Source organism: Amycolatopsis sp. VC5-11 (assembly GCF_037034185.1).
Classification (GTDB): domain Bacteria; phylum Actinomycetota; class Actinomycetes; order Mycobacteriales; family Pseudonocardiaceae; genus Amycolatopsis; species Amycolatopsis nivea.
On the sequence record NZ_JBAGKF010000003.1, the window covers coordinates 263,699 to 289,659 of the forward strand.

The 25,961-nt window shown below is 69.4% G+C and carries 26 protein-coding genes; 12 read left to right on the forward strand and 14 right to left on the reverse strand.

What is annotated here, in order from left to right; translation table 11 throughout:
• Positions 1-71: 71 nt before the first annotated feature.
• Positions 72-623: a TetR/AcrR family transcriptional regulator gene (locus WA670_RS12740; protein WP_037811501.1), complete on the reverse strand. Its 552-nt coding sequence runs from the start codon at positions 621-623 to the stop codon at positions 72-74.
• A 65-nt stretch (positions 624-688) separates the two neighbouring features.
• On the opposite strand from WA670_RS12740, the gene WA670_RS12745 reads away from it, so the two are divergent.
• Genes WA670_RS12745 through WA670_RS12755 form a run of 3 tightly spaced genes read left to right on the forward strand, consistent with a single transcriptional unit; the run spans position 689 to position 3,178 of the window.
• Entirely contained in the window at positions 689-1,450 is a 762-nt protein-coding gene (locus WA670_RS12745; protein WP_336157791.1) for an ABC transporter ATP-binding protein, read from the forward strand.
• 48 nt (positions 1,451-1,498) lie between these two features.
• Entirely contained in the window at positions 1,499-2,827 is a 1,329-nt protein-coding gene (locus WA670_RS12750) for an FtsX-like permease family protein (RefSeq protein ID WP_336157792.1), read from the forward strand.
• Between the two features lie 24 nt (positions 2,828-2,851).
• Complete coding sequence (locus WA670_RS12755) at positions 2,852-3,178, forward strand: putative quinol monooxygenase (RefSeq protein ID WP_134661716.1); 327 nt, start codon at positions 2,852-2,854, stop codon at positions 3,176-3,178.
• Positions 3,179-3,253: 75 nt separating this feature from the next.
• Here the strand turns inward: WA670_RS12755 and WA670_RS12760 are convergent, their stop codons facing one another.
• From WA670_RS12760 to WA670_RS12770, 3 genes are all read right to left on the reverse strand, one after another.
• Entirely contained in the window at positions 3,254-3,565 is a 312-nt protein-coding gene (locus WA670_RS12760; protein ID WP_336157793.1) for a transcriptional regulator, read from the reverse strand.
• Positions 3,552-4,049, reverse strand: coding sequence for a hypothetical protein (locus WA670_RS12765; protein ID WP_134661714.1), 498 nt, complete (start codon positions 4,047-4,049; stop codon positions 3,552-3,554). The genes WA670_RS12760 and WA670_RS12765 overlap by 14 nt, the downstream gene beginning before the upstream one ends.
• Positions 4,050-4,620: 571 nt before the next feature.
• The gene (locus tag WA670_RS12770) at positions 4,621-5,646 is read right to left on the reverse strand and encodes a LacI family DNA-binding transcriptional regulator (protein WP_336157794.1); all 1,026 of its coding nucleotides are present in this window, start codon (positions 5,644-5,646) and stop codon (positions 4,621-4,623) included.
• A gap of 138 nt (positions 5,647-5,784) precedes the next feature.
• On the opposite strand from WA670_RS12770, the gene WA670_RS12775 reads away from it, so the two are divergent.
• Genes WA670_RS12775 through WA670_RS12785 form a run of 3 tightly spaced genes read left to right on the forward strand, consistent with a single transcriptional unit; the run spans position 5,785 to position 10,780 of the window.
• The gene (locus tag WA670_RS12775) at positions 5,785-7,119 is read left to right on the forward strand and encodes an MFS transporter (protein ID WP_037811512.1); all 1,335 of its coding nucleotides are present in this window, start codon (positions 5,785-5,787) and stop codon (positions 7,117-7,119) included.
• Between the two features lie 26 nt (positions 7,120-7,145).
• On the forward strand, positions 7,146-9,203 hold the full coding sequence (locus WA670_RS12780) for a hydantoinase/oxoprolinase family protein (protein WP_336157795.1): 2,058 nt from the start codon (positions 7,146-7,148) through the stop codon (positions 9,201-9,203).
• Positions 9,200-10,780 (forward strand): hydantoinase B/oxoprolinase family protein, encoded by a 1,581-nt coding sequence (locus tag WA670_RS12785; RefSeq protein WP_238605838.1) that lies wholly within the window; start codon positions 9,200-9,202, stop codon positions 10,778-10,780. The genes WA670_RS12780 and WA670_RS12785 overlap by 4 nt, the downstream gene beginning before the upstream one ends.
• A 36-nt stretch (positions 10,781-10,816) precedes the next feature.
• Here WA670_RS12785 and WA670_RS12790 read toward each other — a convergent pair whose 3' ends face one another.
• Positions 10,817-11,227, reverse strand: coding sequence for an NUDIX hydrolase (locus WA670_RS12790; RefSeq protein ID WP_336157796.1), 411 nt, complete (start codon positions 11,225-11,227; stop codon positions 10,817-10,819).
• A 73-nt stretch (positions 11,228-11,300) separates the two neighbouring features.
• Between WA670_RS12790 and WA670_RS12795 the strand changes: the two genes are divergently transcribed.
• A complete protein-coding gene (locus WA670_RS12795; protein WP_336157797.1) occupies positions 11,301-11,786 on the forward strand; it encodes an HAD domain-containing protein in 486 nt (161 codons plus the stop codon).
• 293 nt (positions 11,787-12,079) lie between these two features.
• Positions 12,080-12,613, forward strand: coding sequence for an AAA family ATPase (locus WA670_RS12800; RefSeq protein ID WP_336157798.1), 534 nt, complete (start codon positions 12,080-12,082; stop codon positions 12,611-12,613).
• A gap of 6 nt (positions 12,614-12,619) precedes the next feature.
• Here WA670_RS12800 and WA670_RS12805 read toward each other — a convergent pair whose 3' ends face one another.
• From WA670_RS12805 to WA670_RS12820, 4 genes are all read right to left on the reverse strand, one after another.
• Entirely contained in the window at positions 12,620-13,171 is a 552-nt protein-coding gene (locus WA670_RS12805; RefSeq protein WP_336157799.1) for a hypothetical protein, read from the reverse strand.
• Between the two features lie 94 nt (positions 13,172-13,265).
• Entirely contained in the window at positions 13,266-14,426 is a 1,161-nt protein-coding gene (locus WA670_RS12810; protein ID WP_134727391.1) for a sulfotransferase family protein, read from the reverse strand.
• A 10-nt stretch (positions 14,427-14,436) separates the two neighbouring features.
• Entirely contained in the window at positions 14,437-15,216 is a 780-nt protein-coding gene (locus WA670_RS12815; RefSeq protein ID WP_336157800.1) for an SDR family oxidoreductase, read from the reverse strand.
• 3 nt (positions 15,217-15,219) lie between these two features.
• Positions 15,220-16,389, reverse strand: coding sequence for a hypothetical protein (locus WA670_RS12820; protein WP_238605846.1), 1,170 nt, complete (start codon positions 16,387-16,389; stop codon positions 15,220-15,222).
• An 85-nt stretch (positions 16,390-16,474) separates the two neighbouring features.
• On the opposite strand from WA670_RS12820, the gene WA670_RS12825 reads away from it, so the two are divergent.
• Positions 16,475-17,365 (forward strand): helix-turn-helix domain-containing protein, encoded by an 891-nt coding sequence (locus WA670_RS12825; RefSeq protein WP_336157802.1) that lies wholly within the window; start codon positions 16,475-16,477, stop codon positions 17,363-17,365.
• Here the strand turns inward: WA670_RS12825 and WA670_RS12830 are convergent.
• The gene (locus tag WA670_RS12830; protein WP_336157803.1) at positions 17,353-17,826 is read right to left on the reverse strand and encodes a nuclear transport factor 2 family protein; all 474 of its coding nucleotides are present in this window, start codon (positions 17,824-17,826) and stop codon (positions 17,353-17,355) included. The genes WA670_RS12825 and WA670_RS12830 overlap by 13 nt on opposite strands.
• A gap of 82 nt (positions 17,827-17,908) precedes the next feature.
• On the opposite strand from WA670_RS12830, the gene cysD reads away from it, so the two are divergent.
• Together cysD and cysC are read left to right on the forward strand one after the other, a co-directional pair.
• Positions 17,909-18,826, forward strand: coding sequence for a sulfate adenylyltransferase subunit CysD (gene cysD, locus WA670_RS12835; protein WP_336157804.1), 918 nt, complete (start codon positions 17,909-17,911; stop codon positions 18,824-18,826).
• The gene (gene cysC / locus WA670_RS12840; RefSeq protein WP_336157805.1) at positions 18,826-20,688 is read left to right on the forward strand and encodes an adenylyl-sulfate kinase; all 1,863 of its coding nucleotides are present in this window, start codon (positions 18,826-18,828) and stop codon (positions 20,686-20,688) included. The genes cysD and cysC overlap by 1 nt, the downstream gene beginning before the upstream one ends.
• An 11-nt stretch (positions 20,689-20,699) precedes the next feature.
• Here cysC and WA670_RS12845 read toward each other — a convergent pair whose 3' ends face one another.
• The 3 genes from WA670_RS12845 to WA670_RS12855 all read right to left on the reverse strand — a co-directional run bounded on the left by WA670_RS12845 (position 20,700) and on the right by WA670_RS12855 (position 23,007).
• Positions 20,700-21,404, reverse strand: coding sequence for a type 1 glutamine amidotransferase domain-containing protein (locus WA670_RS12845; protein ID WP_336157806.1), 705 nt, complete (start codon positions 21,402-21,404; stop codon positions 20,700-20,702).
• Positions 21,401-22,345, reverse strand: coding sequence for an acetoacetate decarboxylase family protein (locus WA670_RS12850; protein WP_336157807.1), 945 nt, complete (start codon positions 22,343-22,345; stop codon positions 21,401-21,403). The genes WA670_RS12845 and WA670_RS12850 overlap by 4 nt, the downstream gene beginning before the upstream one ends.
• 80 nt (positions 22,346-22,425) lie before the next feature.
• Positions 22,426-23,007 (reverse strand): TetR/AcrR family transcriptional regulator, encoded by a 582-nt coding sequence (locus WA670_RS12855; protein ID WP_037811537.1) that lies wholly within the window; start codon positions 23,005-23,007, stop codon positions 22,426-22,428.
• A 63-nt stretch (positions 23,008-23,070) separates the two neighbouring features.
• Here WA670_RS12855 and WA670_RS12860 point away from each other — a divergent pair, with 63 nt between their 5' ends.
• Positions 23,071-24,339, forward strand: coding sequence for an NADH:flavin oxidoreductase/NADH oxidase family protein (locus WA670_RS12860; RefSeq protein ID WP_037811539.1), 1,269 nt, complete (start codon positions 23,071-23,073; stop codon positions 24,337-24,339).
• Here the strand turns inward: WA670_RS12860 and WA670_RS12865 are convergent.
• Positions 24,308-25,939, reverse strand: coding sequence for an ABC transporter substrate-binding protein (locus tag WA670_RS12865; protein WP_134727399.1), 1,632 nt, complete (start codon positions 25,937-25,939; stop codon positions 24,308-24,310). The two genes, WA670_RS12860 and WA670_RS12865, sit on opposite strands and share 32 nt — an antisense overlap.
• Positions 25,940-25,961: the final 22 nt, after the last annotated feature.

The following is a 25,961-nucleotide window of genomic DNA, read 5'->3' on the forward strand; positions in this document are numbered from 1 at the left end:
GGCGGGATTTCCTCGGCTAGTTCGGGTTGTTCGCCTTGCCGGTCGTCGACGAGACCCGCGCTTGTTCCGGGTTAGACCGATCGCCAGTCGGCGCGGACGACGTCCGCCGCCGAGGGAGCGTTCTCCGGATCGGTCAGCCACTGCAGTGCGGTCCCGACGAGCAGCGAGTAGTAGTGCGCGCCGATCGCGTGGACGTCCTTCGGGTCGGCGTCCGGTCCGAGGTCGCCGAAGGCCTTCGCGAGCGAGACGCGCGCCTGTTGCTGGCCCTCCGCGTTGATCTTCCGGATCGTCTCGTCGTGCTGTAAGTAGCTGACGCTCTCGAAGTTCACGAACCACAGTTCGCGGTGCTCCTGAATGGACTCGATGATCCGCGCCCAGCGCCGCTCCGGACCGGCTTTCTCGTCGTCCAGGTCGGAGAGGACGGCGAACAGCAGCTCGCCCCACTCCGCGTTGAGGTCCTGCAGCGCCTGCGTGAGCAGCTGTTCTTTCGACCCGAAGTGGTAATTGATCGACGCCTGGTTCGCCCCGGAGGCGGCGACGAGGTCGCGCACCGTAGTGCGCGCGTAACCGGCCTTGAGAAGGCATTCCCGGGCGGCGGTGATCAGGTTCTCGCGGTGTCCCACGCGTGCTACCGTATCAGGTAAACGTTCGTTTTAAACGATCGTTCATAACTCTGGGAGGACTCGAGATGACCGCACCCGCGATCCGCACCCGGCGGCTGCGCTGCCGCTTCGACGGCGAAGGCGGTCCGGTCGACGCACTGCGGGGCGTGGACCTGGACGTTCCGCGCGGTGCTTTCGCCGCGATCATGGGCCCGTCGGGCTCAGGGAAAACCACGTTGCTGCACTGTGCGGCCGGTCTGCGCACCCCGACCGAGGGGACCGTCGAACTGGACGGCACGGATCTGTCCACTTTGGATGAACCGCGGCTGGCGGAACTGCGCCGTCAGCGGATCGGTTTCGTGTTCCAGCAGTTCAACCTGCTGCCCGCACTGACCGCGGAGGAGAACATCGAACTGCCGCTGCGGTTGGACGGCCGCGCTCCGGACCCGCAGCGCACTGCGGCGTTGCTGGCGCAGGTCGGCCTCGCGCAGCGCGGGGGACACCGGCCGGGACAGCTTTCCGGCGGTCAGCAGCAACGGGTGGCCGTGGCCCGGGCGCTGGTGACGGACCCGGAGGTGGTGTTCGCCGACGAACCGACTGGCGCGCTGGACATCCGCAGCGCGCGGGAAGTGCTGGGGCTGCTGCGGCATCTGGCGGACCGGGGACAGACGATCGTGATGGTGACGCACGACCCGGTAGCCGCGTCTTATGCCGACGCGGTCCTGTTCCTGGCCGACGGCCTGGTTGTCGACCAGCTGGCCCGGCCCACCGCGGCGGCGGTGGCGAACCGGATGGCGGTGCTGGTCGAGTCCGCGGAGCGAGCCGCGAATGCCGTGGGCGCTCGGTGATCCGGCGCGAATGTCCGGTGACCACAGCAAGATCGAAGGGGGATTGACATGCTGAGACTGGCTCTACGGCTCTTCGGCCACCATCGGGCCGCCGCGGTGGCCACCGGTCTGGTCGCGCTCGTCGGGATGGCGCTCGTGGTCGCGATGACCGCCCTGCTCGGAACTGGCCTCTCCGGCGGCACCGCCGCTGCCGATCGGGGCTTCCTCACTCAGTTCCCGCTGATCCTGGGCGGCTGGGTGGTGGCGATCGTCGTGTTCGCGATGGTGTCGACGATCGGCGTCACGCTCGCCGGGCGGTCCGGCGAGATCGGCGGATTGCGGCTGATCGGTGCGGCGCCGCGGCAGATCCGCGTGCTCGTTTCGATGGAAACCCTCGCGATCACCGCCGTAGCCGCGCTGCCCGGACTGGGGCTCGGCTACCTGCTCGGGTTCCTGCTGCTGACCGGCGTGCGGTCGACCGGGCTCACCTCGCCGCGTACGTCGTACGCACCCGGCATCGGGCTGCCGCTGCTCGGTGTCGCGGTGGTGCTGCTGGCCGGAGTTCTCGCCGCGTGGATCGGCAGTCGCGGCCCGGCTCGGCGGAGCCCGGTGGAAGAGGCGTCGTCCGGCCCGCGCCGGGCCAGGTCGGCTCGGCCGCGGCGGATCTCCGCAATGGTGTTGCTGGCAGCGGGTTTCGGCTCGGCAAGTGCGGTACTCGCCCTGCCTGCCGACAGCATCGCGACCACCGGCCTGACCGGTCCGGCCGTAGTGCTTTGCTCGATCGGGTTCGCGATTCTTGCCCCGGAACTGATCGCCGCGGCCAACCGGATCGTCGGCCGGCTCTCGCGCGGGGCGAAGAACGCCGAGGCGCACCTGGCGGGCGTGAACCTGCGCGCGGCTCCGGAACGCGCCCGTCCGATCGTCACTTTTCTGACCCTGCTGGTCGGCGTTTCCTCGGGCACGCTCGCCATGCAGGGCATCGAAAACCAGCACAGCGTCCCGGGCAGCACCGCCGAGGTGCTGGCGTCGATCAACTACCTGGTGGTCGTCCTGATCTCGCTGTTCATGGCGATCGCGCTGACCAACAACCTGGTGGCCGCGATCGGCGACCGGCGGACGGAGTTCGCGACGCTGTCGCTGATCGGCTCGACCGTCCGGCAGGTCCGCGGCATGCTCCTGCGCGAAACCGCCGCCGCGGCCGGGCTGGCGATCGTCGTCGCGGTCGTGGGCTCGGTGCTGTGCGTGCTGCCGTTCTCGATCGTCAAGACGGGCAGTCCGGCAGCCGCGTTCAGCCTCTGGCCGTTCCTGGCGAGCGCGGTGTTCGGGGGAGGAGTGGTGCTGCTGGTGACGGCTTTGGCCGGGGCACGGGTGATTCGCGCCGCAGCGGTCGCTGGGTAGCCGGTCGCTTGCGATACTCGGGGCATGATCTTGATCGTCCTCAAAGCACAGATCCGTCCCGAGAAGCGAGCCGAGTGGCTGGAAGGCATCGAGCGCTACACCGCGAACGTGCGGAGCGAACCGGGCAACATCTCGTTCGACTACTACCAGAACGGCGGCGACGAGAACGAGTTCGTCATGGTCGAGGTCTTCGCCGACAGCGCCGCCGGGGACGCGCACGTCGCGACCAAGCACGCGCAGGAGTTCTTCCCGTTCATGTCGACGGTCGTCGCGAAGAAGCCCGAGATCAACTACCAGAACCTCGACGGCGCGGCCTGGTCGGAAATGGCCGAGGTCACGCCGGTCGACTAGCCGGACGGCCGATCGCGGTGGCCAGCAGGTCGCCGCGATCGGCCGTTTACTCCACAGTGGACACTTCAGGGAGACTCAGCCGCGGCGTTCCGCCCGCTGCGACTGCTCGACGATCTGATTCAGTGCCGCGATGTGCGCACGCAGCGCCTGGTGCCCGGAACCGCTGAGGTTGAGCCAAGTTCGCGGCCGTTTGCCCACGTATCCCTTCTTGACTTCGACGTATCCGGCGTTGGTCAGGTTCGCGATCTGCTTGGACAGCGCGGAATCCGACAGCCCGGCCGAGTCGCGGACCCAGCTGAACTCCGCCCACTCGGTCCCGGACAGCAGTGCCGCGATGGACAGCCGGGTGGGGTCCAGCAGGAGCGGATCCAGATCAGGCATGGCCATGCGGCGCGCCTCCCGAACGGCTGCGCCGGATCAGCGCGGCCAGCCCTCGCCGCAAGTGCTGCCCGAACCCGATCAGCACGATCGCCAGCACCGCGCCCAAGATTGTGTTCCCGTAAGGGATCTGCACGTGCAGCAGCGCCAACGCGACTGCCACCGCCACGCACGCCACGACGAAGACGAGCGCGATGGCGAACCTCGGCCGGATCGCGGACTTGTCCACTCGCACGCGGTGACCCAGCACCGCCGCACCTCGGCGGGTGCGCAGCATCAGCACGTAGCCCACGACGAGCACGGCCAGGACGAGGCCCTTCCACTCGGCGGCGCTGGGCAGGAAGTCCGCCGAAGCCAGATACAGGAAGACGACGAGCGCGAAGACGACGTCCACCCACTTCGCGCCGTGCAGTTCGTCCAGTGCCTGATCCCTGCGGTGGTCGACGTCCCGCAACGCGCGGGCTGCCTCTTCCGGGGAGGGTTGCTCAGCCATGGCTGCCTCCTTGACTGTTCGAGAGTACTTGCCTGAGGAGAAAGTACCCCGACACTTTCCTCTTAGGCAAGTACTGGCCTGGCGGGGAACAGTGTTGGGCTGGCGCGGTTCGCCGTGGCGGCGGCTGGGGATGACCTGCTGATGAGGTGCGCGCGGTCCCGGACCGGCAGCTGAAGGCGGCGGCCAGGCTTGACCTGGCGAGTGCTGGAGGTGCTGCGAAAAGCGGCGGCGGGAACTGGCGGCTGCCAGGTTCGACCTGGCGAGTGCTGGACGCGCCTGGGAAAGCGCGGCTCATCTCGGCGGCGGGAACGGGCGGCCGCCGGGCTCGCGCGTGTTGGAGGTGCGGCGAAAAGCGGCGGTGGGAACTGGCGGCCGCCGGGCTCGACCTGGCGAGTGCTGGACGCGCCTGGGAAAGCGCGGCTCGTCTCGGCGGCGGGAACGGGCGGCCGCCAGGTTCGCGTGTGTTGGAGGTGCGGCGAAAGCGCGGCGCATCTCGGCGGCGGGAACTGGCGGCCGCCAGGCGCGCGAGGACTGGACGCGCTGCGAAAAGCGCGGCGCATCCCGTCGGGAGTCAGCCCCCGCGCCGAGTCGACCCCCGAAGCCGCAGTTCCGGAGTCAGGAACACCGGCCCCGCAGGCGTCTCGGCACCGGACAGCCTTGCCAGCATCAGGTCGACCGCGCGTTCGGCCAAAGCTTCGTGCGTCAGGTCCATCGCGGTGATCGGCGGGGTGCTCGTGCGGGCGTGTTCGCTGTCGGTCAGCGCGGCGAGCAGCAGATCGTCCGGGATACGCAGGCCCTGTGCTACCGCTGCGTCAGCGATGAGCGGGGCGAAATCGCTGGTCGCGACCACGATCGCGTCCGGCCGGTCCGGGCCGGACAGCAAGGGCTGCACCAGTTCGGGCACGTCCCCGGGAGTCAGGCCCTCGCTGAGCAAGGCCGTCCGCGGCGGCAGTGCGCGCCGTTTGCACCACACGAGGTAGGTTTCGCGCGGCCGCCGGTTCCAGGCGTTGTCCTCGGTGCCCGACAGCAGCAGCACGTCGCGCGCGCCCTGGTCGTAGAGGTGGTCCAGCAGCGCCTCGACCACCGGCGGGTAGTCCAGCCGCACCGCCCACGGCAGGTCCGGCTGTTCCGGGTCCTCCTCGACGGTCACCACCGGCAGGCCGCGGCCGAGCAGTTCGGCCAGAGCGGTGTCGCCGCCGTAGGGGTGGGCCACGATGCAGCCGTCCATGGGCACGCTCGCCACCGCCGGGTCGTGCAGGTCGGGGACGTGGATCAGGCCGGTCTTGTGCCGCAGCATCTCGGTCGCGATCGAGCCGACGAGCCGGTTGAACGTCTCGGCGCGGTCGGGCGTGCCGGCCACCGCGTAGCGCGGCCGCAGGATGAGCCCGACCAGCCCGGACCGGCCGGTGCGGAGCGAGCGCGCGTTCGGGTTCGGGTCGTAGCCCAGCTCCGCCGCGGCCTCGCGCACCCGCGCCTTGGTCGCCGCGGAAATGGGCCTGCGCCCGGAAAGCGCGTGCGAGACCGTGCTGATCGAAACCCCGGCGCGCTCGGCGACCTCCCGGATCGTCACCGGCCGTTTGCCGCCCTCGGTCTCCACCGTCGTTCCCCTTCGCGCTGCCTCCGGACGGCCCAGTATCGCCCACCGGCCGGCCCAGGAGGGCTTGACACCGCACCGGCGCGCGGGTTTGATGCCGCGAAAGCTCATCAAAACGTTTTGATGATGATAGGAGGCGCCATGGCCGCCCCGCACGAGCCCGCCCCGCCCACCGCCGCCGCGCCGACCGTCGGCGACGTCTGCACCGGGATGGGGCTGACCCGACGGCATTGGCTCGCCGGATCGGTGCTGTTCTTCGCGTTCGTCGTCGAAGCCTGGGAACAGGTCGGGCTGGTCTACGTCTCGAACGGGATCGCGGGCGAATTCGGCGTGGACAACACGAAACTGGGCTGGGCCCTGTCCGCGGTCGCGTTCGGCATGGTGCCCGGCGCGCTGCTGTGGGGCGGGCTGATCGACCGGCTCGGCCGCCGCCGCGTGACGGTCGCGAGCCTGCTGATCTACGCGGTCCTCGCGCTGGCGGCGGGACTTTCGCCGGCGTTCTGGCCGTTCGTCGTGCTGCGGTTCCTGTCCGGCGTCGCGTTCGGCGGGGTTTACGCGGTCACGTTCCCGTACTTCCTCGAACTGCTGCCGACCGCTCGCCGCGGCCAAGGCGCGGTTGCGCTCAGCATCGGGTTTCCGATCGGCACGCTGCTCTGCATCGGCGTGAGCCAGTCCCTCGGCACGATCAGCTGGCGTGCGGTCGCCGTTGTCGCCGCGCTCGCCGGGCTGTGGGCGTTCGCCGTGCTGCGCTGGGTGCCCGAATCGCCGTACTGGCTGGCGCGGCGCGGGCGGCACGCGGAGGCTGCCGCGGTGTTGCGGGGTCTCGGTGCGGAAATCCCGGCCGACACAACGTTTTCCGTCGAGGACGCCGACCGCAAGGCGGGCGCGGTGCGCAACCTGTTCCGTTCGCCGGTGCGCCGCCGGTTCCTGCCGATGCTGCTCACGTCGTTCACCTTCAGTTGGGGTTATTGGGGTTTGCAGACCTGGCTGCCGGTCCTGCTGCAGAACCGCGGGCTGAGCGTGTCCGGCGCGCTGTGGTTCGTCGCGGTGACGCAGGTGGTGTCCGTACCCGGCTATCTGCTCGCCGCGTGGCTGACCCGACGGCACGGGCGCAAGCGGATCTTCCTGCTCTTCGCGCTGGCCTCGGCGGTCGGCGGGGTGCTGTTCGGCCTCGCTACCGGTTCCACGCAGCTGTACGCGGGCAATCTGATCCTCGCGTTCTTCTCGCTCGGCGCCTGGGGCATCTGGAACACCTGGTCGGCCGAGGTGCTGCCGACCGGGCTGCGCGGCGTCGGCTACTCCTGGTCCACCTCGGCGATCCTGCTGGCGAACACCGTTTCGGTGCCGGTGATCGGCGCGATGATGGACCACGGGGTGGCGTCGTCGCTGACCGTCGCGTCGATCGTCGCCTTCCTCGTCGTGGCGCTGCTCGCCGTCCTTCCGCTGCCCGAGACCGAGGGTCGCGCGCTCACCTGATTTCCCTTACCCGACAAGGAGTTCCCATGACCTACCGGGTCGCCATGGACATCGGCGGCACCTTCACCGACGTGGTCGTCCACGACGGCGCGACGCAGCGGCTGCGCGCGGGCAAGGTGCTTACCACCCCCGACGACCTCGCGCGCGGCGTTTTCGGCGCGCTGGAAGGGTTCGACCTGCCGTTCGCGGAGATCGAGTTCTTCGTGCACGGCACCACGCAAGGCCTGAACGCGCTGCTCGAACGGCGCGGCGCGAAGGTGCTGATCCTGACCACGAAGGGAATCGGCGACGTCTACCGGATCGCGCGCGGCAACCGGAACCGGCTGTTCGACCTGCATTACCGCAAGCCCGCGCCGCTCGTCGGCCCGGAGGCGGTCGCGGAGGTCGCCGGACGGCTCGACGCCACCGGCGCGGAGCTCGAACCGCTGGACGAGGACGCCGTGCGGCTGGTCGCGAAACGCGTGCGCGAAGAGGGTTTCGAGGCCGTCGCGGTGTGTTTCCTGTTCTCCTACCTGGATTCCGGGCACGAACGCCGCGCCGGGGAGATCCTGCGGGACGAGCTCGGCGACGACGCGCTGGTCGTGCTCTCCCACGAGGTCGCGCCGGAATGGCGGGAGTACGAGCGGACGTCGACCGCGGTGCTCGAGGCCTACACCGGCCCGTCGGTGCACCGCTATCTCGACCGCATCGAAGCGCGGTTCACCGAGAAGGGCCTGCACGTCCCGGTGCACGTCATGCAGTCCTCCGGCGGCCTGGTCAATGCGGGGTTCGCGCGGCGGCATCCCTTGCAAACCCTGCTGTCCGGCCCCGTCGGCGGCACCATGGGCGGCGTCGCGGCAGCGAAGCTGCTCGGCCGTCCGGACCTGATCTGCATCGACATGGGAGGGACCTCGTTCGACGTCTCCCTGGTCATGGACTACGCCGCTGACGTTTCGCCGGACGGCGAGGCGGAGGGTTTCCCGCTGCTGATGCCGCTGGTCAACCTGCACACCGTCGGCGCGGGCGGCGGTTCGCTCGCCTACGCCGAGGGCGACGCGCTGCGGGTCGGGCCCGAATCGGCGGGCGCGGTGCCCGGTCCGGCGTGCTACGGCCGCGGCGGCACACAGGCGACGGTCACCGACGCGAACTGCGTGCTCGGCCGCGTCGATCCCGAGTCGTTCGCCGGCGGCGGGATGCCGCTCGACCTGGGCGCCGCGCGCACCGCCGTCTCGACGCTGGCGCAGCAGTTGAGCATGGACCCGATCGAGCTGGCGTCGGGGATCTGCGACGTCGGCAACGCCAAGATGGCGCAGGCGATCCGCACTCTGACCGTCGAGCACGGTCGCGAGCCGGGCCAGTTCGCGCTGCTCGCGTTCGGCGGTGCCGGACCGATGCACGCGGCGTTCATCGCGCAGGAAATCGGCATCACCGAGGTGATCGTGCCGCGGTTCCCCGGCGCGTTCTCGGCGTGGGGCATGCTGGAGGCGGACGTCCGGCGGGACTTCACCATGCAGTTCTTCGCCAACGGAGCGGAACTCGACACGCGCGCGCTGCGGGTGGCGCTCGATTCGCTGCGCGATCAGGCGCTTGAAGCGTTGCAGGAGCAGGGAATCCCCGAGGACCGGCGCTCGGTGACGCACGGCGTCGACATGCGGTACGAGAGCCAGGATTACACCCTGACCGTCTCGATCCTGGACGACGACCCAGTCGACAGCCCTGACTTCCTGCCCGCCGTCGAAGCGCGGTTCGCCGAGATCCACCACCAGCGGTACGGGCACGCGACCCCCGGCGCGCCCGTGCAGTTCGTCGCGCTCCGCACCACCGGACACGGCGTCGTCGACCGTTCCGCGGCGGCTGCCGAAGCGAGCGCCGAACGGCCGGATCCGGTGGTCCGCGACGTTGTCTTCGCCGGACGGCCGGTGCCCACCACGATCGTGGCGCGCTCGTCGCTCGCCCCCGGCAGCCGGTTGTCCGGACCCGCGATCGTGCACGAGGAAACCGCCACCACGGTCGTCCCGCCGGACGCCGAACTCGCCGTCGACGACCGCGGCTTCCTGGTCGTCACCCTCGCGGCCGCCGGCCACCTGCAGGAGGAACACGCGTGAGCATCAGCCCCGTCACCACCGAAATCATCCGCTCGGCGCTGATCCAGGCAGCCGAGGACATGAACATGACCCTGATCCGGTCGTCCTACACGCCGACGATCTACGAGGGCAAAGACTGCGCCGTCGCGCTGCTGGACCGGAATCACCGGGTCCTCGGCCAGTCCTCGGGGCTGCCGATTTTCCTGGGAAACCTGGAGATCTGCACCAGCCACACTGAGGATCTGTTCGGCGCGGACGTCTGGCAGCCCGGCGACGTGTGGGTGCTCAATGACTCCTACATCGGCGGCACGCATCTCAACGACTGCACCGTGTACGCGCCGATTTTCGTCGGCGACGAACTGGTCGGCTTCGCGGCTTCCCGGGCGCACTGGATCGACATGGGTTCCAAGGACCCCGGCGGTTCGATGGATTCGACGAACATCTACCAAGAGGGCCTCCGGATGGGTCCGACGCGAATCGTCGCGGGCGGCGTCGAATGCATGGACATCCTGCGGTTGATCGAGACGAACGTGCGGTTTCCGTACGTGACCCTCGGGGACATGCGCGCGCAGATCGCCTGTGCCCGGATGGGCGTGCGGCGCCTCGGCGAGTTGTTCGCCCGCTACGGCGCGGAAACCGTCGACGCCGCGCGCGAGCAGATCTTCGCCCAGACCGAGCGGCTGGAACGCGAACGGATCGCCGCGATCCCGGACGGCGAATACGAGGCGACCGGGTACCTGGACAACGACGCGATCGACCCGGACACGCCGCTGAAGGTGCGCGTGCGGGTCGTCGTCGAGGGCGAATCGATGACGATCGACCTCACCGACTGCGCCGACCAGGCCACCGGCCCGGTCAACTGCGGCCGCTCCCAGGCGATTTCCGCCGCGCGGGTCGGGTACAAGCTGCTGATCTCGCCGCAGGTGAGCCTGAACGGCGGTTCGTTCGCGCCGCTGGACGTCCAGGTCCGCGACGGGTCGATGCTCGGCGCGCGGGAACCGGCGGCGTGCCAGTACTACTACTCGAGCCTCGGCATGCTGATCGATCTCGTGGTGGCCGCGCTCGCGCCCGCGATGCCGGACCGCGTCGCCGCGGCCAGCTACGGCGATTCGATGATCGTGCAGTTCGCTGGCGACCACCCGCGGACGGGCGAGCCGTTCGTGACCCTGGAAGCGACCGTCGGCGGCTGGGGCGCCTGGGAAGGCGGTGACGGGGAGACGGCGCTGATCAACAACGTCAACGGCTCGCTGCGCGACCTGCCGGTGGAGGTGGTCGAAACGCTGTATCCGGTGCGGGTGAACGAATACCGCATCCGCACGGGCTCGGGAGGCGCGGGCCGCTGGCGCGGCGGGGACGGGGTGATCCGGGAGTACGTGATGGAAGCGGATCAGGACCTGTCGCTGTGGTGGGAGCGATCGGTGACCCCCGCGTGGGGCCTGTTCGGCGGGTCGTCCGGTGCGCCGCCGCGGGTGGTGCTGAATCCGGGGACGCCGGAGGCGCGGGAGATGTTGAAGGTGAACAGCCTCCGGGTGCGGCGCGGGGACGTGCTGCGGTGCGAGTCTGGCGGGGGAGGGGGGTTCGGGGTGCCGGAGGCTTAGCGGGCGCTTTCCACTCCAGGCGCGCGCGACGAGTGTCTAATGTGGAGCGTCAGCTAGCAGGCCGGTCTCGCGCAGGTGGTCGAAGATGACCTGGTCGACCGGGGACACCTGGCTCCGGTCGGCGTAGGTCAGCCAGACGATTTCCTCGATCTCGCTGCTGGGGGTCAAGGCGCCGCGGTAGTCGGCGGTGTAGCAGGTCATCCGGACAAGGGTGCCTGCTGCGTGGCCGTGCGCCTGGGCTTGGAAAGTGCCGAAATGCTTCGCGCTTTCGGGTGTGATGGCGACGGCGAGCTCCTCGTCGATTTCGCGGACGAGAGTCTGGAGATCGGTCTCGCCGGGTTCGCGTTTGCCGCCGGGGAGGTAGTAGACGTCCTTGCCTCGGGAGCGGGTGCTGAGGATCCGGCCCGCGTCGAACCGGATCCAGGCGATCTTGTCGATGACCGTCACGGGCATCCCTCCGTTCGCCGGTGAACGTAGCTGCGACGGTGATGCCGGTTCAACTGGATAAGCTGGCGCCGCGATGAAATCTTCCCTGGATCGCCGTTCGGTGCTCTTCCTTGACGTCGACGGGACGCTGCTTCCCTTCGGACCGGGCTGCGAGCAGCGCGAGGCGGATCCGCTGCGGCGGCTCGATTCCCGGTGGGGGATCCGGCTCGCCTCGCTGCCGGTCGAGCTGGTGTGGGCGACGACGTGGGAAGACGAGGCCAACACCGAGCTCGCGACTCGGCTCGGGCTGCCGCCGCTGCCGGTCGTGCGCTGGCCGGAGCGCTCGCCGGCGGAGGAGCGCGAAGACCAGTGGTTCGGCATGCACTGGAAGACCCGGACCTTGGTTGCCTGGGCCGACGGGCGTCCGTTTGTCTGGGTGGACGACGAGATCACCGACGGCGACCGGGAGTGGGTGCTCGCTCGGCATCCCGGCCGTGCGCTGCTGCACCGCGTCGAGCCAGGACGTGGTCTCGCGGAGGAGGATTTCGCGGTTATCGGCGACTGGCTGAAGGCAAGCTGAAAACTGGCGCTCAGCGTGGTGCCCCGGAGCGGCCGAGGCCGGTTTGGCGGACCTACCGGAACGCGACGGACACGGTCGCCCCACGGACACTCCGGTGACTCCAGGGGTGCCACCGACTGGTCCGCCGAGCACGCCGCCGCTGGCCTCGACAGGCACGCCGGTACGGAATCTGCTGGCAGGCTCGCTCTTCAGCCTGCTCACCGGCTTCGTCCTGCTGGTTGCCGCACGACGACGCGGGAAGCGAAGCTGAAAATCGTTGGCGGACCGGCGGTGAAGAAGGCAGGGTCCGCGGCGTGACGATCTTCCTGGTGACCGGCATCCAAGCGGCGGGCAAGTCGACGGTGGCGCAGGCGCTCGCCGAACGGCTGCCGAAATCCGCGCACGTGCGGGGCGACGCGTTCCGGCGGATGGTGGTCAACGGCCGGGTCGAGATGGGTCCGGCCGACCCGCCCGCCGAGGCGGTCCGCCAGCTGCGGCTCCGGTACGCGCTCGCGGCGCGGGTCGCGGACGGGTACGCCGACGCCGGATTCACCGTGGTGCTGCAGGACATCGTGCTCGGCGAGCACCTGACCGAGATGGTCGGCGCGCTGCGCACGCGCCCGTGTTACGTCGTGGTTCTGGCGCCGAGCGCCGAGGTGGTGGCACAGCGCGAGGCGACGCGGGGGAAGGTCGCGTACCAGCCGGGCGACACCGGGATCGCCGGGCTGGACGCGTACCTGCGGGAGAAGACCCCGCACCTCGGGCTGTGGCTGGACACGTCGGAGCTGACCGTCGAGGAAACCGTGGACGCGATTCTTGCCCGCGCCGAAGCCGAAGCGGCGGTCTGACCGGCGTCAGTTCGGCGGCTGCTGCGGTCCCTCGCTCGGGTTGGACTGCGGCGGCAGCGGCTGGGAGTAGCCGGACTGCTGACCGGGGTCCTGCTGGGGATAACCAGGCTGGGGCTGTGCGGGATAGCCCGGCTGCGCGTATCCGGCCTGCGGATACCCGTACCCGGTCTGCGGATACCCGGGCTGTCCGCCCGTCGGGTACCCGCCCGGCGCGAAACCGGGCTGCGGCGCGCGGCCGCCCTTCGCGATGCCGAGGACGACCAGCAGCCACGACAGCACTTCGAGCACGCTGAGCGTGAGGCCCACGATCGTGAAGATCGTCGTCATCTCGGAGGTGCTCAGGTGGTCCGACGCCATCCACGACGCGACGTTCGCCAGCATGATCCGCCAGGCGATGTCCAGCGCCGTGGTGACGAGCATGACCGCGAACGCGGCCACCATCAGCCCGGAGCCGCCGCGCGAGCGCCGGTTGATCGAGAGGATCAGGCCGAACAGCCCCACGATCAGCAGCAACGCCTGCGGGAGGATCTGGAGCACAGTGTTGGTGAAGGTCGTCATGCCTGCTCTCCGCTCGAGGAACGTCGGGCAGATCCTAGGGCGCGGTCCCGTCCGGCGCGGCCGGTTCGCCGAACATCCCGGTCTCGAAACGGCTTCAACTTCGGTGCGCGGGACGGTATCCGGCGAACCGCTCGTCGACCTCCCCGGCGGTCAGGCCGAAGTCGGCGAGGTCGTAGCGGTGCCGCGGTTTCGCGTCTCCGGTGCGGCTCCGCTCGTGCAGCGCGGTCATCGCTTCGCGCGCTTGCGGGGCGAGATTCAGGCCGAAGTGCTGGTAGACGCCCTCGACGGTGCCGATCGGGTCGGCGACGAAGTCCTCGTACCGGACGTCGCAGAACTGCGCGGGATCGTGCCGGGCGCGGGCGGCGGCGAACTGTTCCGCGCCGCGGGCCCACAGGTCGAGCTGGCTGCGTCCGACGACCTCGCCGCGGAAGGTGTCCGACCAGCCCTCCGACGCCTGCTCGGTGAGGCTGCAGACCGAGGCGATGATGGTGCTGGGCGCGCGGTGGGTCTGCACGATCAGCGCGTCCGGGTAGACCTCCAGCAGCGCGTCGAGGGCGAACAGGTGGCTCGGGTTCTTGAGCACCCAGCGGCGGCCGGCGTCGGGCAGGCCGATGAGCTGGAGGTTGCGCCGGTGCCTGCGGTAAGCGTCGGTCCAGTCCTGTCCGTCGAGCCAGCGCGAGTAGCCAGGCACGTGCGCGAGGCATTCGTACGAGACGGATTTCAGCGACTGCCGCAGCAGCTGCCAGCATTCCTCGACCTGATCGGCCGACATGTGATGCAGACCCATGAACTCGGGATGCTCGACGTGGTGCTGTTCGTATCCGGCCTGGATCGCTTGGAAGACCGGATTGTCCGGCCACGTCTCGCGCGGCGGGCGCGGCTGCGGCATTTCGGTCAGCCACACCTCGAGGCCCTGGTGCGCCGGGTCTTCGGTCAGCAGCCGGTGCAAGGCCGTAGTCCCGGTGCGCGGCAGGCCGGTGACGAAGATCGGCCGGTCGATGGGCACGTCGGCATACTGCGGATGCTGTTTCCACGAGGCTTCGCTCAGCAGCCGCGCGACCAGCGCGCCGCGCAGGAAAGCCCGGTGGACTTTGTTGCCGTACGGGGTCAGATCCGCTTCGGTGGCATAGGAATCGAGCAGCACGCGGAGGCCTTCGAGGTGGTCGTCGCCGCCGAAATCGTCGAGGCCGGTGAGTTTCGCGGCGGACGCGTGGAGGTCTTCGACCGTGCCGACGCTGTCTCGTCCTGGACGCATGCTCTTCCCCTCAGTGATGGTATTCGCCGGCGTTGACGTCGAGGCATTGCCCGGTGACGCAGCGGGCGAGCGCGGACGCGAGGAACACGACGGTGTCGGCGATCTCGTCCGGTTCCGGGAGACGGCGCAGGTCGATCGTCTCCGCCGTCTCCGCGTACACCTGCTCCGCGGGCACGCCGCGTTCCTTGGCCAGGTAAGCGAAATACCACTTGAGCGAGTCCGCCCAGATGTAGCCCGGGGCGACGGAATTGACCCGGATCCCCTGCGGGCCGAGTTCCGACGCGAGGCTCTGCGCGAGCGCGAGCAGACTCGCCTTGGCCATTTTGTACGCGCCGAAAGTGCGGCGGGAATGCCGCAGCACGGCCGAGTTGATCATCACGACCGAACCGGCGCTTTCGGCGAGCGCGGAGGTGCAGAGCCGGGTCAGCCGGAGCGCGGCGAGCACGTTGGTCTCGAATCCGGCGCGGACCGCGTCGAGGTCGACTTCGGCGAGGTCGGTGATCGGCGGGATCGCGAAAGCGTTGTTCACCAAGGTGTCCAGCCGCCCGAACTCGTTCAGCGCGGTTTCGACGAGCTTGGTCGCCGAGGCGTCGTCGGTGATGTCGGTCGGCACCTGGACTGCGCGGCGGCCGAGCGCTTCGACTTCGGCGGCGACCTCGGCGAGCCGCGATTCGGTGCGGGCCGCGAGCACGACGTCGGCCCCGGCGGCGGCGGAACGCAGGGCGATGGAGCGGCCCAGCCCGGGGCCGATTCCGGACACGAGAACGACTTTGCCGGTCAAAAGGTCCATGGGTCAGCCCAGCATCCTGGCCGCCACGGCGGCCTGTCGCGCGGCGATCCGCTCCGCCCATTCCTCGGGGGTCACGCGAGCCTCCTTGTGGTACGGCAGCCGGTCGGCGAGTTCGCCGAACTTCACGACCTCGACCTCCGGACCGTCTTCTGCGGTCAGTTCCCGGGAAAGCCGCTGCCAGCGGATCTGGACGTAGCCGCGGTCGTGCCCGGTGCGTTCGAGCCAATTCGCGACGCCAGGGTCGCGTTCGCTGATCACGAACCGCATCCTGCCGTCCGGGTCGACGCGAGCCTGGTCGGCGGTGAGGCTGGTCTGGTGGTTCAGGTAGTCCAGCGAGACATACCAGGTGCTGCCGAGCTGAATGCCCTGGTACGGCGCGTCCGATCGGGGCACGGTGACGATCATGACCTCGTCGTCGGCGAGTTCGTAATGCCCGGCCGAGGAGTACTGCGTGGGCAGGCCGCCGGGCGTGCTGCGCGGTTCGGTCATCGTGTTCACCGGCAGGTTCAGGTAGAACCACTTGGGAAAGGCGAGGAACGTCTTGATCCGGCTGAGCAGGATTTTTCCGGTGACGCCGTAGCGTTTCTCCATCGCGGTGCGGGTCAGCGCGGGCGGCGCCTGGCCGGTGGTATCGGCGCAGCGGAGCTGGATCGTGCCGCGGCGTTCGGTCGCCCAGTCGCTGTAGACCTCGCGGACGACGAGCATCGACGACCCGGGGCCGAGCACGAAATAGCCGGGCTCCGGGTCGGGTTTCGCCGGGCCGAAGCGGATTTCGAAGGAACCGTCGGCGGCGATGGGGATCTCGCGGTCGTCGAACGCGGTCATGCTGTCGGGCACCTCGACCGGCGTGTAGTCCCCGTTGAGGACCTGGAAGCTGAGGTCGGCGGTGGTGCCGCGGGTGCCGGTGACGACGTACTCGCGGTCCTCGCGGATGTTCGCGTTGAAGTACAGGGTGTCCGGGTTGTCCAGGCCCATTTTCGTGTACGGGCCGGTGGAGAGGGTGAAGTACGGGAAGTCCCGGTCGTAGGCCCACGCGGTCTGCACCGAGGCCCGGATGCTGCCGGCGAGGTAGTCGTACCCCTCGACCAGGTCCTGTTCGGTCCGGACGTGCGGCGCCTCGGCGATGATCTTTTCGGCTTCGGCGATCGCGCCGGCGAGCGGTTCGGTCAGCACCGGAGACTCCTCACTGGTCCAGATCTGTACCGGAGTGGTACGTTCACGGTCGGTTGAGACTAGAACGCGTTCTAAGGACGGGTCAATGGCGGTTACCCGGCGCTCGCCGCCGACGCAGCGGGTCGTGCGGCTGCTGGACTATTTCGCGGCCCGGCCGGGCCAGCGCTTCGGACTGTCCGCGCTCGCTCGCGAACTGGACCTGAGCAAGCCGACCTGCCTCGGAATCCTGACCGAGCTGACCGCGAGCGGTTACGTGGTCCGCGACCCGAGGACCACGACGTATCGCCTCGGGCCGGCGATGATCGCGGCCGGGCGCGCGGCGGGAGAAGGCTTCGGCGCCAGCGAAATCGCCCGCACGCACCTGGAAGAACTCAGCGCCCGGTACGAGGCGACGTGCACCGCGTCGGCGGTGGTCGACGGGCGCATCCTGATGCTGCAGAGCGCCGGGCCGGGCAAAGTGCGGCTCGGCGAGACGTATCCGTTCGCGCCGCCGGTCGGGCTGATGTACGTGCTGTGGGACGCCGATTCCGCCTTCGACGCGTGGCTCGCGACGCCGCCCGCGGTGCCGGTCCGGCTGGACGAGGCGTACCTGCGGCGCGTGGTCGCGGAGTGCCGGGAACACGGGTATCTGGTGGAAAGCCTGACGTCGGCGGGCCGTCGGCTCTACACGCTGATGGCCGGGGTGGCGGCCGGGGATCTGCCGCCCGAGGTGCGCGGACTGGTCGGCGAGCTGGTGTCGAGCCTGGGGGAGCGGGTGTACCTCGGCGCGGACCTGGAGCCGCGGAAGAAGCACGCGGTGAGCCTGCTCGCCGCCCCGACCTTCGACGCGGCGGGGCGGCAGGAGCTGGTGCTGACGTTGTCGGTCGGGGAGCCGATCACCGGTGCGGAAATCGCGCGGCGGGGCGCGGCGCTGGCCGCGGTCGCGGACGCGGTGACCGCCGAGGCGGGCGGCGTCCGTCCTGATCAGGCGGGCTGACCCCACATGTTCGCCGTCAGCTTCCAGCCCGGCTGGTCCTTCATCGAGACCAGCGTTTCGTACAGCCGCTCGTACCCCGTGCTGTTGATCCGCCAGACGCCGTCCTCGCGCCGGTAGGTGTCCTCGTAGTACGCGGCGCCCTCGATCACCACCCGGTGCTCGGCGACGATCACCTTGTCCTGGAACAGCCACCGCCCGGTCGCGGTGTCGCCGTCGATCTCGATTTCCGGGTGGCCGGCGAAGTGCATCGTCGTGATGCCGGGGCCGACTGTGGTGCGCAGGAACTCCATCAGCGCGTCGCGGGTGTCGAACTTCAGCGGTTCGCCGTAGGAGGGCGTGCCGTAGTGCACGCGCGCGTCGGCGGTGAGCGTCTCCGCCATCTCGTCCCAGCGCTTCAGGTCGAGGCACCGGAGGTAGCGGAATTTCACGCGGCGGATGTCTTCGAGTGCGGCCAGGTCCATGCGCTCAGGGTCCTCCGCCGCTTGACCGAGTGCAAGAACCTGTTCTACTTTTCTGTCCTCGAACCTCGGAAGGGCGGATCCGATGGCGACCCAGGCACCCCCGGCCTACGAGCTGAGCCACCTCGGTGTGCTCGAAGCCGAAGCCGTGCACGTCTTCCGCGAGGTCGCGGCCACCTTTGAACGGCCGGTGCTGCTGTTCTCCGGCGGGAAAGACTCGATGGTGATGTTGCACGTCGCGGCGAAAGCGTTCTGGCCCGCGCCGTTGCCGTTCCCGGTCATGCACGTCGACACCGGGCACAATTTCGACGAGGTGATCCGGTTCCGCGACGAAACCGTTGAGCGCTACGGGTTGCGGCTGCTGGTCGCGAGCGTCCAGGACGACATCGACGCGGGCCGGAGCGTCGAGGATCCGAAAGCGGGCCGGAACCGGCTCCAGACAGTCACATTGCTGCGGGGCATCCGCGAGAACGGCTTCGACGCGGTGTTCGGCGGTGCGCGCCGCGACGAGGAGAAAGCCCGGGCCAAGGAACGCGTGTTCAGCTTCCGCGACGAGTTCGGGCAATGGGATCCCCGGCGGCAGCGTCCGGAATTGTGGAATCTGTACAACGGCAGGCATCGCAAGGGCGAGCACATCCGGGTGTTCCCGCTGTCGAACTGGACCGAGCTGGACATCTGGCAATACGTCGAAGCCGAAGACGTGACCCTGCCGTCGCTCTATTACGCGCACCGCCGGTCGGTGGTCCAGCGCGACGGGATGCTGCTCGCCGACACCCGGTTCCTCGCCGTCGCCGAGGGCGAAGTGCCTTATCCGGCAACGGTTCGCTTCCGCACGATCGGCGACGCGACCTGCACCGGGTGCGTCGAATCGACCGCTTCCTCGCCGGCGGAAGTGGTGGCCGAGGTCGCCGCGACGCGGGTGACCGAACGCGGCGCGACCCGGGCCGACGACCGGATTTCCGAGGCCGGAATGGAAGACCGCAAAAAGGAAGGCTACTTCTGATGAGCGCCGGGGACCGGGTCACGACGGTGCGGCTCGCCACCGCGGGCAGCGTGGACGACGGCAAATCGACCCTGATCGGCCGGCTGCTGTTCGATTCGAAGACGGTGTTCGCCGACCAGCTCGAAGCGATCGAGCGCACCAGCCGGGACCGCGGCGACGCGTACCCGGACCTTGCCCTGCTCACCGACGGCCTGCGCGCGGAACGCGAACAGGGCATCACCATCGACGTAGCACACCGGTATTTCGCCACGCCCAAGCGGAAGTTCATCATCGCCGACACGCCGGGGCACGTGCAGTACACCCGGAACATGGTCACCGGGGCGTCCACTTCGGACGTCGCGCTGATCCTGGTCGACGCGCGCAAGGGCGTGCTCGAACAGTCGCGGCGGCACGCGTTCCTCGCCAGTCTGCTGGGCATCCGGCACCTGGTGGTGTGCGTGAACAAAATGGACCTGGTCGACTGGTCGCAGGAACGGTTCGAGGAAATCCGCGAGGACTTCCGCCGGTTCGCGATGAAATTGCAGACCCCGGATCTGACGTTCGTGCCGATGTCCGCGCTGCAGGGCGACAACGTGGTGCACCGAGGCGCGAGCATGCCCTGGTACGAAGGCACTTCGCTGCTGCACCACCTGGAACAGGTGCACGTCGCTTCCGATCGGAACCTGGTCGACGCGCGTTTTCCGGTGCAGTACGTGATTCGCGAGCACAGCCGGGATTTCCGCGGCTACGCCGGGACGGTGGCGGGCGGCGTGTTCAAGCCCGGCGACGAAGTGACCGTACTGCCGTCCGGATTCACCACGACTGTGCGCGCGATCTGGGGACCCGGCGGGGCCGAGGTGCCCGAGGCGTTCGCATCGCTCGCGGTCACCATCGAGCTCGCCGACGAACTGGACCTCAGCCGCGGCGACCTGATCTGCCGCCCGGGCAACCGTCCGCACGTGGGCCAGGACGTCGACGCCATGGTGTGCTGGTTCTCCGACCAGGCCTCGCTCGCTCCGGGCGCGAACTACCTCGTCCGGCACACCACGCGCGAGACCAAGGCCGAGGTCCGCGCGCTCGACTACCGGCTGGACGTCACCACGCTGCACCGCGACGAGACGGCGGAGTCGTTGTCGCTCAACGAAATCGGCCGGATCCGGCTGCGGACCCGGCAGCCGCTCCTGTTCGACCCCTACGCCCGCAACCGGCCGACCGGCGGATTCCTGCTGGTCGACGAACACTCCGGCGACACCGTCGGAGCGGGCATGATCACCGGCCCGAGCGCGACTGCACCGAACGTGGTCTGGCATCCCGCGGCGGTCTCGCGCAACGAACGCGCGACCCGCGGCCGGACGGTCTGGCTCACCGGGCTGTCCGCCTCGGGCAAGTCGAGCGTGGCCGTGGAACTGGAGCGCAGGCTGGTCGCCTCGGGCCGCCCCGCGTACCTGCTCGACGGCGACAACCTCCGGCACGGGCTCAACGGCGACCTCGGCTTTGCCCCGGCGCAACGAGCCGAGAACATCCGCCGCGTCGCGGAGGTCGCGAAGCTGTTCGCCGACGCCGGGGTGGTGGCGGTGGTGTCGTTGATCAGCCCGTACCAGGCGGACCGCGAACTCGCGCGAACCGTGCACGAAACCGCGGGTCTGCCGTTCTTGGAGGTCTTCGTCGACACTCCGCTCGAAGTGTGCGAGGACCGCGATCCGAAGGGCATGTACGCCAAGGCGCGCGCGGGTGAAATCACCGGATTCACCGGAGTGGACGCGCCGTACGAACGCCCCGTGTCCCCGGACGTGGTGCTGCGCCCGGAAAACGGCGACCCGGTCGCGATGGCCGCGCTGGTTCTCGACGCCCTGGAGCTGTCAGCCGATGAGCGGAGGGCGTAACGTCGTTCGCGCTAGGCGGCGGAGACGTCTTGGATGATGCGGCGTGCGAGCGCGGCTGAGGATCCGGGGTTCTGGCCGGTGTAGAGGTTGCGGTCCACGACCACGTGCGACTTCAGCGGCAATCCCGAGGTGTAGTCCGCGCCCGCTTCCTTGAGCCCGTCTTCCAGCAGCCACTTGGCTTTCCACGCGAACGGGTTGAACCGTTCCTCGACGTTGGAGAGCCCGGTCATCCGGTAGCCCGCGAAGGGCCAGCTGCCGTCCGGGTTCTTCGCGGCCAGCGCGGCCGCCGGAGCGTGGCACAGCAGCGCGAGCGGCCGGTCGGAGGAGAGCCGTTTGGTCAGCAGGGCGCCGGAAACCGGGTCGACGGCGAGGTCTTCCATCGGGCCGTGGCCGCCGGAGTAGAAGACGACGTCGAAGTCGTCCGGGTCCAGCTTGGACAGATCGGCGGGGTGTTCCAGGACCGGGGAAAGGCGGTCGAGTTCGGCGCGCAGTTTCTTGGCGGTGTGCGGGAGCACGCCGCCTTTGACGCCGAGGCTGAGCTGGTCGACCACGGGTTGTTTGCCGCCGGGCGTGGCGACGGTGACGTCCCAGCCTTCGTCGGTGAAGAGTGTGTAGGGGACGACGAATTCCTCGGCCCAGAATCCGGTGGGGTGCTCGGTGCCGTCCTTCAGAGTCCAGACGCGGGCGGCGGAGAGCACCTGCAGAACCTTGGTCATCGCGAAACTCCTTGCTGGGGAACCGAATACGGGACCGGCAGGTGCAGGGCGAGCTGGCCTTCGGCGAGCACGTCCAGGCGGACCGGGCGGGTCGGCTTGAGCGAGCGCAGGTCGTCGCTCATCCGGCCGCGCCCGAGCTTGAGGTCGACGTCGCGCGGGAAGGACGTGCTGCCGGACGACAGCGCGTTGGTCTGGCTGAGCGTCGAATGCCAGGCGCCGTTGATGGTGGTGTACGAGGTGAGCGTCGAAACGCGTTCGCCGCTGGGGTGCCTGGTCTGCGCGGGAGTGGCGGCCGACAGCGCCAGGTCGAGTTCGCCGGAGTCGTTGGCGACCCGGGCGGTGGTGCGGTTCGCGTCGATGTCGACGTCCAGTTCGGTGACCCACTTGGGGAAGCCGTAGCCGTCGTGGCCGCGGACCTGCGCGATGTCGGTGTTGACCGGCAGCGAGAGGACGTAGGTGTCGAGGTGGTCGTTCTTGAGCGCGGCGACCAGGTCCACGAACCCGAGCTTCCCGTGCCGCGCGGGCCGGACCGCGACGCCGACGGCGGCCTCGGTGTAGAAGTCGATGTCGCACACGTCGTAGCGGAAGAACATCACCGACACCAGGCCGAGACCGGGCGCGACCTCCAGCGGCGCCAGCTCCCTCGGCAGCCGGGCGCGGATCGCGCGGGACCGGGCGAGCATGGTCAGCCGGGCCGAGGACATCCGGTAGTAGAAGTTCGGCGTCAGCGTCGGGCCGATCGGCGACTCAACCTTCGTCTTGGGCAGGCCGCGGAAGAACTCGACGCCGCTGACCCGCGGGTCGCGGGCCACCTCGTCGAGGTCGGTGTCCATCCGGTAGCGGTCGAACAGCCCGCCCTCGGGAACGGCGACGCGGCGGCCGCCGAGGTCGACCTCCACTGTCCCGGTCCTCGCCGGGCTGTCCTGGCTGGGCGGTGCCATCGGAGTGCTCCCTCACGTCATGTGTGCAGTGCTTACATCACGGTAGGCTGCGATGTGAGCACTGTCAACACCAGGAGTCGTCAGTCACCCGGCCGGGCGGCGAAGACCGCGGTGAAGGACGCTCGGACCTGGTTCGCGACGTCGTCGGCGGAGGTGCTGGCGAGCTTGCCGTCGAGGTGCAGGCAGGCCAGTCCGTGCACCAATCCCCATCCGCCGACGGTGATGCTGGCCAGGTCGGCGTCGGGGAACACGTTCGCGACGGCGCGGGCGAGCGTCTCGTGCACCGCGGCTGCCGCGGTGACGCGATCGTCGTTCGTGTCGTCGCAGGCGTTGCCGAACATGAGCCGGAACAGCGCTGGGCGGCGGAGGGCGAAGTCGACGTACGCGACGCCCAGTTCGGCCAGCTCGGCGACCGTTTTCGGCGTGGTGTCGGCTTGGTTCAGGTCGGCATCGAGGTCGCGCAGACCCTGGGCGGCCAGCGCTGATTCCAGGGCGTCGCGATCGGCGAAATGCCGGTACGGGGCGGTCGGGGAGACGCCCGCTTTCCGGGCGACCGCCCGCAGGGAGAACTGCTCGCCCTGCTCGAGCATCCCCATCGCGGTCGTCAGCAGGGCTGCCCGCAGATCGCCGTGATGGTAGCCGTCCTTCGTGGAAGTTGACACTGCTTACATCGCCTCCTACTCTTATGTGAGCACTGCAAACATACCGCATGGAGCGAAGGAATCATGACGACCTCGCCGCTGTTCACGCCATTCGCGCCCGCCCACGGGCCCGCGCTCGCCAACCGGATCGTCAAAGCGGCCATGGAAGAGAACATGGCCGGCCCCGGGCAACTGCCCGACGAGCGCATCCGCCGCCTGTACCGGCGCTGGAGCGAAGGCGGCGCCGGACTGATCATCACCGGCAACGTGATGGTCCACGCTGAAGCGATGACCGGGCCGGCGGGCATCGTCCTGGACGACCAGTCGCCGCTGGAGCCGTTCCGCGCGTGGGCGGACGCGGCCAAGAGCGGCGGTGCACGGGTGTGGATGCAGATCAACCACCCCGGACGCCAGGTGATGGCGAACATGCCCGGCGTCGCGTGGGGTCCGTCGGCGGTCAAAGTGAACCTCGGCAAGCAGAGCAAACGGCTCGCGCAGCCGACCGAGATGACAGCAGTCCAGATCGGACAGACTGTGGCGAGGTTCGCCGAGACCGCGCGTCGTGCCGAGGAGGCCGGGTTCGACGGGGTCGAGATCCACGCCGCGCACGGATACCTGCTGTCACAGTTCCTGTCGCCGCTGGTCAACCGGCGGACCGACGAGTGGGGCGGGAGCCTGGAGAACCGGGCGCGGCTGCTGCTCGACATCGTGCGAGCCGTGCGCGACGTGGTCTCCCCGGCGTTCGCGGTCGCGGTGAAACTGAACTCGGCGGACTTCCAGCGCGGCGGGTTCGACGCCGCGGATGCGAGCCGGGTGATCGAGATGCTGGCTCCGCTCGGTGTCGACGTGGTCGAGCTGTCCGGCGGCAGCTACGAAAGTCCGGCGATGTCGGGTCGTTCGGCCGACGAGCGCACGGTGGCGCGAGAGGCGTACTTCCTGACTCTGGCCGAGGAACTCGCCCAGACGAGCCCGCTGCCGTTGATGCTGACCGGCGGCATCGTCCGGCGGCCGGTCGCCGAGCAGGTACTGGCCGGGGGCATCGACCTGGCCGGGATGGGGACGGCGCTGGCGGTGGATCCCGACCTGCCGAAGAAGTGGCTCCACGGCGAGGATGCGGCGGTGGAGCTGGCACCAGTGGCGATCAAGGACAAAGCGCTGGCTTCGGCCGCTGGGATGGCTCGGGTACGTCGGCAGCTACGGCGGGTCGGGGCGGGCCGTACGCCGCGGTTGCGGACGAATCCCAAGCTGGCGCTGGCGAAAGAGACCGTCCTGCAGCAACGCGCGTTGCGTCGCTACCGCGGCTGGCTCGACGACCGAGGCGTCAGCAGGACGTTTTCGGCACCGCAGTCGTGACCGCCTTGTTCCACGCTGTCGCGGTGGATCCGTCGGCCCTGATCTCGACGACCGGGAACGGCTTCTCCACCGGGTTGCCGTACTGCGCCTGATCGGGGCTGAACTGGATGGTCCCGCTCGCACCCTGGACGGCGTTCTGGCAGCGCATCTCCTCGATGAGGCCGATTTGGGACAGCGGCGTGCGCACCACCGTGTCGGCGTTGCCGTTCGCGGCGCGGCGGGCGGCCATGACGGCGACCATCATGGCGTCATGGGCGAGGATGCCTTCGCCGCTGCCGAGGTCGGCGACGGAGAACGTCAGCGGGGCGGCGCCGTCGTCCGCGCGGACGGTCTGGCCGTCGCACACGCCGGGTTTGCCGGTGAAGACCGACTGGAAAGTGTTGTAGGCGGCCTGTTCGGCGCTGCCGTTGCACGGACCCCATTCGTCCGGGCTGGCGAGCGAGGTGAACAGCACCCGGACATGGCCGCCGCGGACGGCGTCGCGGAGGCTGGCCTCGTTGATCGCGGAGCCCCCGTCGTCGCCGGTGACGACGGTCAGTTTTCCGTTGGCGCACGGCGTGTTCCCCTGCGTCCAGGACTGCACGAACGGCCCGAGGTCGGTGCCGCGGCCGGTGAAGTAGACGACCGTCGGCGCGACTGAGCAGAGATTTTGGTTCAGGTACGCGAACTGGGTGAGCAGCGGGTCGGCGCGGGAGACGTCGTGCGGCAGCGCGCCCGGCGAGGTGAACGGGAACCGGTGCGCGGCGGGCATTTCCTTCACCGCCCGCGAGCCGAGGGTCTGGGTGTAGTCGTCGCCGGGGATGTTGTCCTGCACGATCGCGACCCGCGACGGATCCGGCTCGATGCTCGCGATGAACCGGGCGGCGGCTGCCACGGAATGCGTGTTGGTGGGCGAGGTGCGGAAGAACCCGGTGTTGAGCTTGCCCTCGGGGGTGAGGTTCATGGTGTCCCCGGTGACGGTCGCGCCGATCACCGGCAGATGCGCCTGCGCGGTCAGTTTCGCGGCCGCCGCGCGGGTGTTGTCCATGCTCTGGCCGAGCCCGATCACCGAGACCACGTGGTTGCCCGCCGCGTGCTCGGAAATCTTGTCGACGGCCTCGGACCAGCTCGCGTACTGGCTGCCCATGTTCGCCAGGAACAGCTTCACCTTCGGCACGCTGCCCTGGAACGCGGCGGTGTGGTTGGCCCGCCACGCCCCGGCGATCGCGCCCTCGATGTCCGGGTACAGATCGGGATAGAGCCGGGTGTCGACGCCCTCGTTCGGCGACATGTCCTGGAACAGCACCACGGACACGTAATTGTCCGTGATCGCCGCGTTGTTGGCCCGGACCGCGGCTTCCAGCTCCCGCATGTGCTCCGGCTCGTTCTGCCGGAACTGCGCGCTGTCCAGGTTGATGCCGACGCACGCGTCGTTCGCGTCCGCGGTCATGCCTTCCCCGCACCGCGCGAACAACGGCGGGACGAGCAGGCCCGCGGCGACGAGGACGACCACCGTCAGCGTGGCGAAACTGGTCGCCAGCACCGGACGCCGCAGCACCCAGTAGGCCAGCCGCGGGAATCGGTAGGTGAACCAGCGCAGCAGCTTGCGAATGCGGTCCATCACGCTCCTGTCGGGAAAGAGG